This is a genomic window from Streptomyces sp. NA04227 (assembly GCF_013364195.1).
Taxonomy (GTDB): domain Bacteria; phylum Actinomycetota; class Actinomycetes; order Streptomycetales; family Streptomycetaceae; genus Streptomyces.
This window is the reverse complement of record NZ_CP054918.1, coordinates 5,699,937-5,713,034: the sequence shown is the minus strand read 5'-3', so window position 1 is coordinate 5,713,034 and position 13,098 is coordinate 5,699,937. Positions and strand designations below refer to the sequence as shown.

Sequence of the window (13,098 nt, the reverse complement as noted above, 5' to 3'; positions counted from 1 at the left end):
GACGGATCTACGAGAGATAGAGAGAGAACACATGGCTGTCAATGTGTCCGAACTGCTCGCCTGCCCGCAGTGCAAGGGAGCGATCCGACGCCAGTCCGACCAGGCGTACGTGTGCACCGAGTGCTCTCGCCTCTCCCCGGTCGTGGACGGCTTCGTCGACATGATCCGGGAGCCGGGCAAGCCCGACCCGGCGGCGCCCACCACCGCCCAGAAGATGATGGAGAGCAAGCTCTACGTCAGCCTCTACGAAGCGGTCGGCCGCCCCTTCTTCGCGCGCCTGTTCGCGGGCTTCGGCAACGCCATCCCGAGCTACGCCGAGGAGTTCCGGATCTACAGCGACTGGCTGAAGCTGGACGAGTCGCGCGGCGGCGCCTGGCTCGACCTGTCCTGCGGCGGCGGCTACTTCACCGACAAGATGGCCGGTGCGGTGCCCGAGGCGACGGTGGTCGGCCTGGACATCTCCGAGGAGATGCTGCGCAGCGCACGCAAGGAGACCGTGGGCCGTACCAATGTCTCGCTGGTACGCGGCGACGTACGCGGTCTGCCGTTCGCCGACGAGACCTTCGACGGCGTCAACAACCCCGGCTCGCTGCACCTGTACGCGGACCCGGCCGCCGCGTACCGCGAGGTCTTCCGCCTCCTCAAGCCGGGCGGCGTCTACACCGCGAGCACCTTCGCCATCAACGAGCGGACCAGCAGCCGCCTCGGCGTCAAGGCCACCGGCATCCGCCGGACCGATCTGTCGGCGCTGCCCGGGGAGCTGGAGAAGACCGGGTTCGTGAACTACCGGCTCGTCAAGTTCGGTTCGATCTTCGCTTTCGCGGTGACCAAGCCCTGACCTCAGCCGTTGTCCCCGTACACCTCACCGGCGGCCGCGGCCCGGCCCCGGCCGCCGGTGAGGTGACGTCCGCCGCCGCGCGGGCGCCCCCCGCTCCCCTCCTCCCCGTTGGTGATACGTCATGTCAGTGTTCCTGCGGCTGGCCGCGCGTCCGCGGCTGCTGCTCTCCTGCACCGTGCTGATGCTGGTCGCGGCGGTGCTCCTCGGCGGCGGCCTGGCCGACAGACTCAAACTCGGCGGCACCGAGGACCCGGCGGCCGAGTCCAGCCTCGCCGCCGAGGTCATGGACGCCAAGTTCCCCCAGAGCCGCCCCAACCTCGTCCTGCTCGTCGAGGGCGAAGGCGGCGCCGACGACCCGAGGACCGCCGCACAGGCCGGCGCCCTCACCAAGAAGCTGGCCGCCGAGGACGGCGTCACCGGCGTGGTGTCCTACTGGCTCACCAAGGACCCCGCCCTGCGCTCCAAGAACGGCGAACAGGCGCTGATCGTCGGCCACATCAAGGGCGACGAGACCAAGGCGGGCGACGTCTTCGAGCGCATCGAGGACGACTACCGCGGCCACATCGGCGACCTCGACCTGAGCATCGGCGGCACCGTCGCGGTCCGCAACGAGTCGCAGCAGCAGACCGCCGAGGACCTGGTCAGGTCCGAGATGATCGCCCTGCCCATCGTGCTGATCATCCTGCTCCTGGCCTTCGGGAGCGTCGTCGCGGCCCTGCTGCCGCTGGCGATCGGCATCGTCGCGATCCTCGGCACCAACGCGGTCCTGCGCGGCATCACCGAGTTCACCGACGTCTCCATCTTCGCGATGAACCTGACGACGGCCCTCGGCTTCGGCCTGGCCATCGACTACGCCCTGCTGATCGTCCGCCGCTACCGGGAAGAACTCGACAAGGGCCGGGAACCCGCCGAGGCACTGCCCCTGGTCCTGCGCACCGCGGGCCGTACCGTGCTCTTCTCCGCCTTCGTGGTCGCCGTCTCGCTCTCGGCGATGCTCATCTTCCCGCTGTACTTCCTGCGGTCGTTCGCCTACGCGGGCATCTCCGTGGTGCTGCTCGCCGCACTGGCCGCGCTGACCGTACTGCCCGCGCTGCTGCTGCTCCTGGGCCACCGGGTGAACGCCCTGCGGGTGATCCGGGGTGGCCGCGAGGAGCAGGCGGAACGGCGCTGGCGGTCGTTCACCAGCGGCGTCATGCGGCGCGGCCCGGTGGTCACCATCGGCGTCACCGCCCTCCTCGTGGTGCTCGGACTGCCTTTCCTCAAGGTCGAGTTCGGCACCGTCGACGACCGCCAGCTCTCCGCCTCCGCGGAGCCGAGGGCCGTCCACGACACCATCCGCGAGACCTTCACCGGATCGCCGACCGGCGGCATCGACGTCCTCGCCCGCACCGAGCCCGGCAAGCCCGTCGACGGCTACGCGGCGAAGCTCTCCACGGTCGCAAACGTCGCCCGCGTGGACAGCCCCACCGGCACCTACCGGGAGGGCAGGCTGCTCGCCCCGCCCACCCAGGCACACGCCGCCCGCCACGTCTTGGGCACCAGCCACCTCACCGTCTGGCCCGCCCCGGACGTCGAGGACATCTCCCTGGAGAGCCAGGACCTGGTACGGGACGTCCGCACGGTCGACGCCCCGTTCGAGGCCAAGGTCGGCGGACAGGCGGCCATGCTGGTGGACAGCCAGCGTTCGATCGGCGACCGACTGCCGTACGGCCTCGCGTTCATCGTGGTCGTCACCATGCTGATGGTGTTCCTGATGAGCGGCTCCGTCGTGCTGCCGCTGCTCGCCGTGATCCTCAACGCCCTGAGTCTCACGGCCATGTTCGGCGCCGCGGTCTGGGTGTTCCAGGAGGGCAACCTCAGCGGACCGCTCGGCTTCACCGCCACCGGATTCATCGAGACCTCCCTGCCGGTCCTGATGTTCTGCCTGGCCTTCGGCCTGTCCATGGACTACAGCCTCTTCCTCCTGTCCCGGATGAAGGAGAAGTACGACCAGAGCGGGGACCACCGCGAGGCCGTCGTCTTCGCGGTCTCCCGCACCGGCGGGGTGATCACGGCGGCGGCGCTGATCCTGGCCATCGTGATGATCGCCATCGGCACCTCGCAGATCACCCTCACCAAGATGCTCGGCCTTGGCGTCGCCCTCGCCGTACTGGTCGACGCGACCCTGGTGCGCTGCCTCCTGGTACCGGCCCTGATGGCGGTCACCGGCAAGGCCACCTGGTGGGCACCGGCCGCGCTGAAGCGCTTCCAGGAGCGGTTCGGCATCAGCGAGGAGGGCCCCGCGACGGCGGCGGGTGTGCCGCGGCCCGGCGGTGCCGGTGACGAGGACCGCGTCGGCGGTGGTACGGGCGGCAGGGGTGGCCCGGGCAGCGCGGGCAAGGAAACGGCCGGGGCCTAGTCGGCGGGTGGCGGCCGGAGGGCTACGGCGCCCGGCCGCCACCCGACCGCGGCCCCGCGGCCGCGACCGGACGAAGAATCACAGAACCAACTCACCGAAGGCACGGGGGAAATGATCGAGGCAAGCGAAGTAACCACAGAATCCTTCCGTCGGCTGATGGGGTCCTTCCCCAGCGGCGTCTCCGTGGTCACCACCATGACCGACGGCCTGCCGAGCGGCTTCACCTGCACCTCGCTGTGCAGCGTCTCACTGTCCCCACCGATGCTTCTGGTCTGCGCGAACACCTCGGGCAAGACCGCGGACCACATAGTCGAGCGCGGCCGGTTCGCCGTGAACCTGCTGCACCACGACGCCCGCGGCACCGCCGAACTGTTCGCCTCCAAGCACGACGACCGCTTCGACAAGGTCCGCTGGACCACCACACCGCACGGCCTGCCGGTCCTCCTGGACGACATACTCGCCTTCGGCGAATGCCGGGTCACGGACACCGTCAAGATGGGCGACCACCTCGTCATCTTCGGCGAGGTGGAGAACGTGGCCGTCGGCGACACCCACTCCCACCCGCCGCTGCTCTACGGCCTGCGCCAGTTCACGAGCTGGGAGCGGGCGGTCAAGGATCAGGTGGCTCTGTAGGGACGTTGGCCGTAGGGGCTGTCTGTAGGGGAGTTGTCTGTGAGGGGAGTCAGGGGAGCTGTCTGTTGGGGAGTTGGGGGAGAGGAGAGCGCCGAGGACGGTGCCACCGACCACCGACCACCGACCACCGACCTCACCACCGGGCCTCTCCCTCTCCCGCTCCGCTCCTCTCCCTCCGGCCTCAGATCCAGCCCTGCTGGGCCATCAGCACCGCGGCCTCGAACCGGCTGCGGGCGCCGAGCCGTTCCATGAGCTGTGAGTTCATCCGGCGGATGGTCCGCTTGGAGACACCGAGCTTGCGGGCGGCCGCCTCGTCGGTGGAACCGGAGGAGAGCAGCCGTACGAGCTCCCGCTCACGTTCACCGAGCGGCGAGGCGCCCTCCCGAGGGTTCTCGGTGAAGGGCGTGGCCGTGGCCCAACATCGCTCGAAGAGCAGCACCAGCGCGGAGATCAGCCCGGGCGCACGCACTTCCAGGGCGCCGGCGCCGAGGTTCTGCGGGTCGGCGGCGACCAGCGCGACCCGCCGGTCGACGATCACCAGCGGCATCGTCAGCGCCGGTACGGTCCGTATCTCCCCGCCGAGATCCACCCGCCGCCGGATGTGGCGCACCACGGCCGGGTCCTCGCACAGACCGGCGTCGTATACGTTGCGCAGCACGGCGCCGCTCTCCAGGGCCAGCCGCTCGGCCGCCGCACCGGCGTCCAACGCGCTTTTCACCTCTGCCCAGTTGGGCACCATGGCGAGACATTCGCTCTCGGCGCTCTCGGCCAACTCCCGCAGACTCCAGCGGATATCGGCGGGATCGTGCAGCCGGCGGATCCAGTTGTGCCCCTGCGCGCGCGTATGGCCGTACTCGGTGGTGAGCGCCGCGACCGCGCTCCGGGCGGTGTTCAACTCCCGCTGTCTGCGTGCGTGTTGGGCCTCGCACCGAGAGAGAAGTACCGGCAGGACAACCCCGGGATCATGGGCCTCACAGCTCTCGCCGTCGTCCGCGACACTCACCAGATGCAGTTCGGCGAGCCGCTTCAACGCGAGCGAGACGTCCTCACGCGAACGCCCCAACTCCTGCGCGATATCCGTGACTCGGCCAGGCGAACTGTCCAACAGCAGCCCGTACACATCCCGTGATTGCGCATCGATCCCCAGCACTTCAAGCATTGCCGCCCCCGCTGCCCTTACTCGAACGAGGTGGGATCGTAACCAAAGAGTGGGGCGAGTTCCAGGCTGGTGAGGGTGGCACCGCGCACGCTCAGTGACGGCATTCTCATCCGGAATGCGGGGTTCGGGGTTCGCAGTCCGGAGGGTCGGCTACCGCTTCTCGCTTTCCGTCCTTCTTACCTTCTTGCCTTCTTACTTTCTTGCTGTCCCTGGCGCAGGGGGTGCCGTACCCGTACGACGAGCTTGCCGACCGCGGAGTTCTCCTCCATGTCGCGATGGGCCCGGCGTACCTCCTCCAGACCGTCGTACACCCGATGCACGGGCACGGTCAGACGGCCGGAGGCGATCGCGTCGAGGTGGTGCTGCAGCACCTCGCGGGGCAGATCGGCGGCCTCGCCGCCGTAGGCGGTCAGCCGGACACCGTTGGGCAGATAGCCGATCGGATAGAAGTCCTTGACCAGCCACTCGTTGGACAGCATGCCGGTGAAGCAGACGGTGCCGTGGACGCGGGTCGCGCGCAGGGTGTCCGGCAGCGTGGGAGTGCCGACGAGTTCGAGCGCGGCGTCCACCCCGTCGGGAAACAACTCCCTTACTCTGTGGGCGACTTCACCCTCGTCGACAAGCGGATGATCAACCCCGTGGCGCTTCAGCTCGGCGGCACGTTCGGCCCGGCGCGTGGTCGCGAGGACAGTGGCCCCGAGGGCCTTGGCCAACGCGGCGGCCGCGAGCCCGACGGAGGACGTACCGCCACGGATCAACAGCGTCTGCCCGGCCCGCAGATCGAGCCCGGTACTCAACGAGCCGTACGCGGTCTGCACCATCTCGGGCACCGCACCCACGGTCTCCCACGGCAACTCACTGCGGAACGGCACCACATTGGACACCGGCACGGACGTGTACTCGGCATACCCACCGTCGTACGTACGCCCCATGTCGCCCATCATCGCGACGACTTGCTGCCCCGGCACCAGCCCGCTGCCTTGCGGGGCCGAGTCCACGGTCCCGGCGCACTCGATACCCGGCACCCGCGGAAAGGTGACACCTTCGGCGAAGCCGGTCCTCGTGTGCAACTCCGACCGGTTGATCCCAAAGGCCTCGACACGGATACGAACCCACCCGTCCCGCTCCGGCGGCAGCGGCAACTCCCGCACGGTGAGGTTCTCGACGGGACCGGGTTCACTGAGGACTACGGCGCGCATGGGGGCAGGGTAGGACTCTCCCTCGCGCGGCGCTGCGAATAACGCGGCAGCCCCCGGCCGAACCCGGCCAGGGGCTGCATGAGCGCTTGAGGCTGTCCCGGCGTCACGGAGCCTTGGGCTTCGCGTCCTTCATCTGCTCGCTGATGGCTTCCTTGGCCAGACGCTCAAGGTCCTTGTCGGAGATGCCCTCGCAGACCTCGGGCTTGTCCTCCGAAGTCTTACCGCTCTTGAGCTGCTTGGTGATCTCGGCCTTGCAGTCCGCCTCGTTGCCGCCCTCGTCGGAGCAGCCGGTGAGAGCGAAGGTCATGACAGCGAAGGCCGCCGGAACGATGTAACGGGCGCGCACGAATCCCCCTGGGACGATCGGTTGGAGGAACCCATCATGGGGCATGCGTACGGGGAGCCGGAAATCTGTTCGCACAGCGACGTCACAGCTCACTGACAGCAGATACGCGCAAAAATTCCGACTTGCCCTTCCGGAATCGGGGCTTTGGTCCGAAGCTGATCCCGAGGAATTCAAACCTGCGCACATGTTTCGCAGGTTGTGGATGTCCCGCGAATCCCGAGCCCGACGTTCTGCTTGACCACTCATCGAGAACTTTGTCCCGAGTGCGTCCCGCCCAAACGAAGCATCCGCTCCGACGAGGCCACCGACCCCGAACAACGGCACGAACCGCCGCTTCGCGTACGGCTGTTGCTGCCGTGAGTGGGGCTCTTGACCCTCACGTGGCGTGAGGCCGCATAGTCGTGGCCGTGGACGATCACTGGACTGTGGGACGCGTCGCCGAGCTGGCCGGCGTGAGCGTCCGCACGCTGCATCACTACGACGAGATCGGGCTCGTTCGGCCGTTGGCGCGGACCGCGGCCGGGTACCGGGCCTATTCGGCGGACGACGTGGAGCGGCTGCGGGAAGTGCTGGCCTATCGGCGGTTGGGCTTCGGGCTGCGGGAGGTCGCGCAACTGGTCGGCGACCCGTCCACCGACGCGGTCGCGCACCTGCGCCGACTGCGCGGCCTGCTGGTGGAGCGGCGTGAGCGCGCCGACGCCATGGTGGCGGCCATCGACAGAGAACTCGAGGCACGGGCGAAGGGACTGAAGGTGACACCGGAGGAGCAACTGGAGGTGCTCGGTGCACGGTTGTACGACGCGATCGGCGGTGCTTATACCGCGACGCGGTGTACCGAGCCACGGATCGCCGCGCAGATCTGGGACGCGCTCGGCGACGCGCGGACAGTGCTGAACGTCGGGGCCGGCACCGGCTCCTACGAGCCCACCGACCGCGAGGTGACCGCGGTGGAGCCGTCGACGGTCATGCGGGGGCAGCGGCCTGCCGGCTCGGCGCCGTGCGTGGCGGCCGCCGCGGAGAGCCTGCCGTTCGAGGACCGGTCCTTCGACGTGGCGATGGCCGTCTCCACCGTTCACCACTGGGGAGACCCGATAGCGGGGCTGCGCGAGATGCGGCGCGTGGCCCGGCGCGTAGTGGTGCTCACATTCGACACCGACGAGCGCGGATGGCAGGACCGGTTCTGGCTCACCCGCGACTACCTGCCCGAATTCGCCGACATCCTCGCGGAGTTCCCCTCGCTGACGGGGATGGCCGACGCGATCGGCGCCCGCGCCGAGCCGGTGCCCATCCCGTGGGACTGCACCGACGGCCTGTTCGAGGCGTACTGGCGCAGGCCCGGGGCGTATCTAGAGGAGCACGTGCGCCGTGCGATGTCGGTGTGGACGAGGGTGGGGCCCCAGGCCGAGCAGCGTGCGGTGCGAAGCCTCGGCGACGACCTCGACTCCGGCCGGTGGGCCGAGCGCAACAGCGACCTGGCCGACCTCGACGCGGCGGATCTCGGCCTTCGCCTGCTCATCGCTTGACCGTTGCGGTTGCGGCACATACGAGAAAGGCCCTGACCCGCATTTCTGCTGGTCAGAGCCTTGTTCCGGAGTGCCCCCGGCAGGATTCGAACCTGCGCACACGGCTCCGGAGGCCGTCGGCCTTTCCGGTGTTTTCCCAGGTCAGCGCATTACCTGATGCCTGGTCAGATGTGTGATCCCGCATATGTCCCGTGATATCGGAATGGGCCCTATTGTCCCCCGTATCCAGAATGGCACGTTCAGAGGTCGATGCAGGACCCATACGGCTCGCCCAGAACTCCAGGTCGAGGACCTGAGCATCGGCCTCGGCCCACTGGGGTCGCTTCTGCCGCGGGACTGAGTGCGGCGGGGGACGGTCGGGTGGGGCAGGGCGGTCGGTCTGGGGCATCGCGCGCGGTCGTCGGCTTCGACGAGCCACATGGCGGCCCCTTATGTGAGGGCTCGGTTTCAATCTCCAGACAAAAAATGCCCGATCCCAGGTGTTTCGCTCCATAAATGAGCATGGACTGATCCATCTGACTCACATTAGGTTCTCAACGCCCACTCTCCGTACGCAGATGTGGGGAATTCGGGGAGAGGATGAGGGTGACTCGTCATGCTCTTGTGTGGGCGGCGGGTGCTGGTCGCCGTGCACGCGGTGCGCTGACGTTCCTACTGGTCAGTGCACTTGTGGGTGCAGCGGCCTCAACTGCGGGTGTGGGCACGGCTTCGGCCGTGACCGCCTCTGCGGAGACGGCGCGGGACGCGGCTGCCGGTCAGGAAGCAGCGGAGTCGGGCCGTTCGTCCGAGGACGAGGCCATCGCAGAGGCGCGCCGGTCGGGGCAGAAGGTCGAGGTGACGTCGCTGCGAGGGGAGAGCCGCGATGTCTTCGCCACTCCCGAGGGCCGCTTGGAGGCGCGTGAGTACCTGCGTCCGGTGCGCACACGGACCGGCGGTGTCTGGAAGTCGGTCGACACGACGCTCGTCAACTCAGCGTCCGGGGCGGTAACTCCGCGCAACGCCACGGTGGGGCTTGAGTTCTCCGGCGGCGGCGAGGACGCCCTGGTCCGGCTGCAACGTGCGGGCCGGACACTGGAGATCGCCTGGCCCGGCCCCGTCCCGGTGCCGAGGCTCGACGGTGACACCGCCACGTACACCAACCTCCTGCCGGACGTCGATCTACGGCTCGGTGCGCAGGCGGACGGTTTCACCCAGCTTCTGGTCGTCAAGTCCGAACAAGCGGCGAAGAGTCCCGAACTCGCCACGCTGAGAATGAAGTTGGAGACGGAAGGGCTCACCGTCGGAGAGACGGAACAGGGTGGCCTGGAGGCGCGGGACAAGGGCGCGCAGGGCATCGTGTTCGAGGCGTCGAAGCCCCTCATGTGGGACTCCAGCGAAGTGGGGACCGCGGGCGGCCGCGAGACGGCTGGCGCCGCGCCGTCATCGGCGAAGGGCGCGAGCGCCCCCTCGGCCGACGAGGGGTCTGCCCCGCGCAGTGACGCGCCTGCCGTGGACGAGGAGCCGGGTGCGGGGGACTCGGCGCGTCTCGCGCCGGTCGAGGTGGAAGTCAGCGGTGACGGCGGCGAGTTGACGCTGACCCCCGATCAGGATGTCCTCGCCGGGCCCGGCACCGTCTACCCGGTCTATATCGATCCGCAGTGGTACTCGCCCAAGGCGAGCTCCTGGACCATGGCGTCGAAGTACTGGGCGAACTCCCCGCAGTGGAAGTTCAACGGTGACTCCGACGAAGGCTTGGGCTACTGCAACTGGTACTACTGCAACCCGCACGACACCAAGCGGCTCTTCTACCAGGTCCCCGTCAGTGCGTTCGCGGGCAAGTCGATCCTGTCCGCCGAGTTCGCCGTCCGTAACACCTGGTCGGCGTCGTGCGACGAGCGCAGCGTGGAGCTGTGGCGTACCAAGGGGATCTCGTCCTCCACGACGTGGAACTCGCAGACCGCTTCCGGCTTTTGGGCGGACCACCTGAGCACGCAGACATTCGCCTATGGGTATGAGGGCTGCGCCGCCAAGGACGCCGAGTTCAACGTCAAGTCCGCCGTGCAGCAGGCCGCAGACAACCGCTGGTCGACGCTCACCTTCGGACTGCGTTCCGTCAACGAGTCCGACGCCCTGGGCTGGAAACGCTTCTCCGACGACGCCTACCTGCGCGTCACCTACAACCGTCCGCCCTCGCAGATCCGCATGTCGCAGCTCGTTCAGGAGCCGGGCGGAGCCTGCGTGCACCCGGACAATCCGGCCCGGACAAGGTACGTGCCGTCCCTTCACGCCTACGACGTGAAGGACCCGGACGGGGACAACGTCGCGGTGGAATTCCGCGCGGACTGGGACAGCGGCGACGGCAAGGGCTTCGTCAACCGGTGGAAGTCCAAGACCACCACCAAGTCATCCGGTTCGGACTTCAAGGTCACGCCAACGAACCTGCCGCCGGACCGCAAGGTGAGCTGGTACGCCCGATCCTGGGACGGGGCCCAGTGGTCCCCATGGTCCTGGGAAGGCTCCGCGACGACCTGTGGCGTGATCTACGACTCTTCGGAACCTGCGCCACCGTCCGTCTCCTCCCCGCACTACCCGGCGTCCACGGACACCGCCACACCATGGACCGATGGGGTGGGCCGCTACGGCACCTTCACGTTCGACTCCCCGGCCACAGACGTCACCAAGTACACCTATCGCATCAACGACCAGGCGCAGCACACCATTTCGACAACGGGGGGCGCGGCGAAATCGATCAAGACGATGCCGTCGAAGCCGGGCGTGAACATCCTGCATGTGCAGGCATTCGATGCCGCGAGCCGCGGAAGCACTCGGGCGACCTATGTGTTCCGGGTGCGCTCTGGTCAACCCGACCGGCTTTCCTGGCAGTTGGACGAACCGGCGGGGGCGTCCTCCGTCACCGGTGAGGGCGGTACGTGGGAGGCCGAACTGCACGGGGGAGCCAAGGCCGGTGCCGCGGGCACCGCGGGCGGTGCTCTCGGGCTGGACGGTATCGACGACTACGCCGCGAGCCCCTCACCTGTGCTGAACACCGGCAAGAGTTTCTCGGTGTCGCTGTGGGCCAAGCTGCCGACGACCGCACCGCAGGGAGCGGTCGCGGCGCTTGCCCAGCCCGGCCAGAACACCAGCGGCTTCGAGATCTACTACTCGCCCTCCACGGGCTCCTGGTCGTTCCTGCGGCACGGGGCCGACGCCTCGGGCAGCACGGTCGCACGCGCGAGCCAGCCCAGCTGTACGGCAGGCGACGAAGCATGCCGGGCAGGACGCCTCGACACCTGGACGCACCTGGTCGGAGTCTTCGACAACCCCAACCAGAAGCTGCTGCTCTACATCGGCGGCAAGCTTGTCGGGAGCGCGCCGTTCTCGACCCCGTGGGACGCCCGAGGCGGGACGATGCTGGGTGCGGCCTCCCACTACGGCACCGTGGAGAACTTCTTCCCGGGACACCTGGACGAGGTCCAGCTCTTCGACTACCAGCTCACCGCAGAGCAGGTCACCAAGCTGCACGGCAAGTCCCCCGTGGACACCAACCGTCCCGCAAAGCTGGTCTGGCCGCTGGACGAGAACGACAGCGCCAGCCGGGTCGTCGGGCGCGCCCAGAAGGTCACCGCGGCCCTGCGGGGCGGCGCGCAGACCGGCGTACAGGGCTTGGCCGACAAGGCGCTGAACCTGGACGGGGTCGACGACTACGCCACCAGCGGTCGGCCCGTCATGGATACCTTCCAGAGCTTCGCGGTGGCCGCGTGGGTCAAGCTGCCCAAGGACAAGGGTGATGCGGCCATGACCGCCGTCGCGCAGAGCAGTGGCCCGCAGCGCGGTTTCGAGTTGTACCACTCCAGTTCGCTCGGCGGGTGGGTGTTCCTGCGTCCGACCGCGGACAGCACGGACGCCTCGTTCGTGAGGGCCCGGCAGAACGCCTGTCCGCCCGACAATCCCGGCTGCCCGGCGGGCGGGCTCGGTTCCTGGTCGCACGTGGCGGGCGTGTACGACCTCGACTCTTCGCAGATCCGTCTGTACGTCAACGGCGAACTCGTGGACGAACAGCCGTTCATCACACCCTGGTTGGCCACGGGCCCGGTGACCCTGGGCAGCGCCCTCGCGTCCTCGGGACCGCTGAGCCACCTGCGTGGGCAGGTCGACGACGTACGGATGTACGACAGGGCCGTATCGGACGACGAGGTGCGGACGCTGTACGAGAACCGGCCGGTGCTGACCGGCCGCTGGAAGTTCGACTCCGCCACGGCCTCCATCACGCCGGACGACCTCGCCGGGAGCAACGACCTGAGCCTGCGCGGCGGTGCCGTGGTCGACAGCGCGCAGGGGATCGACGGAGCACTGGTCCTGGACGGCGTCGACGATCACGCCGTGTCGGCGCGTGTCCCCTTCGACACTGGCCAGAGCTATACCGCGTCCGCCTGGGTGCAGGCCGCCGCGGTCCCGTCGCAGACGGCAGCGGTCCTCACGGTGCCCGGAGCGAGCAAGCATCCCTTCGAATTGCGATACGAACCGGGAGCCAACCCCGAGACCGATCCGGGTTCCTGGGTGGTCACCACGGCCTCCGCGGACGGAAGCACCGCGGTCGTGGCCCGCGCGGAGAACAGCCAGTTCTTCACACCGACGGAATGGAACCACGTCGCCCTCGTCCAGGACGGGACCCGCCGCCAACTCCTGCTCTACGTCAACGGCGGTCTGGAGCAGTTCACTTGCGCCGACTCCGACGGCGATGGCACCGCGGACGATCCGAACTGCGAGGACCGGGTGTCGTGGAGCTTCAACTCGCTGTCCCACAACTCCAGTCGGCCGCTGACCGTGGGCGGCAACGGGGTCGCGGGGGCACGGACGTGGCCGGGGCTGGTCTCTGATCTGTGGACGTTCCAGGGCACGTTGACTGCCTCGCAGATCCAAGATCTGGCAACTCCGCGCCAGGACAGGCCATCCGAAGTTCCCACCGGTTCTTGACCGATCCCCCGGCGCCACTTTGTCGTCGCCGCTCAGCGCAATCCCATCA

At 68.5% G+C, this 13,098-nt stretch carries 8 protein-coding genes; 5 read left to right on the top strand and 3 right to left on the bottom strand.

From position 1 onward, the window contains the following. Positions 1-31: 31 nt before the first annotated feature. The 3 genes from HUT18_RS24420 to HUT18_RS24410 all read left to right on the top strand — a co-directional run bounded on the left by HUT18_RS24420 (position 32) and on the right by HUT18_RS24410 (position 3,869). Positions 32-838, top strand: a complete 807-nt coding sequence (locus tag HUT18_RS24420) for a methyltransferase domain-containing protein (RefSeq protein ID WP_176102699.1) — start codon at positions 32-34, stop codon at positions 836-838. 121 nt (positions 839-959) lie between these two features. Then, on the top strand, positions 960-3,236 hold the full coding sequence (locus tag HUT18_RS24415; protein ID WP_176102698.1) for an MMPL family transporter: 2,277 nt from the start codon (positions 960-962) through the stop codon (positions 3,234-3,236). A 111-nt stretch (positions 3,237-3,347) separates the two neighbouring features. Beyond that, on the top strand, positions 3,348-3,869 hold the full coding sequence (locus tag HUT18_RS24410; RefSeq protein ID WP_176102697.1) for a flavin reductase family protein: 522 nt from the start codon (positions 3,348-3,350) through the stop codon (positions 3,867-3,869). A gap of 181 nt (positions 3,870-4,050) precedes the next feature. Here the strand turns inward: HUT18_RS24410 and HUT18_RS24405 are convergent, their stop codons facing one another. The 3 genes from HUT18_RS24405 to HUT18_RS24395 all read right to left on the bottom strand — a co-directional run bounded on the left by HUT18_RS24405 (position 4,051) and on the right by HUT18_RS24395 (position 6,573). After that, on the bottom strand, positions 4,051-4,974 hold the full coding sequence (locus HUT18_RS24405) for a LuxR C-terminal-related transcriptional regulator (protein ID WP_176102696.1): 924 nt from the start codon (positions 4,972-4,974) through the stop codon (positions 4,051-4,053). A gap of 230 nt (positions 4,975-5,204) precedes the next feature. Continuing rightward, a complete protein-coding gene (locus tag HUT18_RS24400; RefSeq protein WP_176102695.1) occupies positions 5,205-6,227 on the bottom strand; it encodes a zinc-binding dehydrogenase in 1,023 nt (340 codons plus the stop codon). 103 nt (positions 6,228-6,330) lie between these two features. Continuing rightward, positions 6,331-6,573, bottom strand: a complete 243-nt coding sequence (locus HUT18_RS24395) for a hypothetical protein (RefSeq protein WP_254878785.1) — start codon at positions 6,571-6,573, stop codon at positions 6,331-6,333. Positions 6,574-6,998: 425 nt separating this feature from the next. Between HUT18_RS24395 and HUT18_RS24390 the strand changes: the two genes are divergently transcribed. Further along, complete coding sequence (locus tag HUT18_RS24390) at positions 6,999-8,096, top strand: MerR family transcriptional regulator (protein WP_176104774.1); 1,098 nt, start codon at positions 6,999-7,001, stop codon at positions 8,094-8,096. Between the two features lie 714 nt (positions 8,097-8,810). Further along, positions 8,811-13,049 (top strand): LamG-like jellyroll fold domain-containing protein, encoded by a 4,239-nt coding sequence (locus tag HUT18_RS24385; protein ID WP_254878784.1) that lies wholly within the window; start codon positions 8,811-8,813, stop codon positions 13,047-13,049. Positions 13,050-13,098 lie beyond the last annotated feature (49 nt).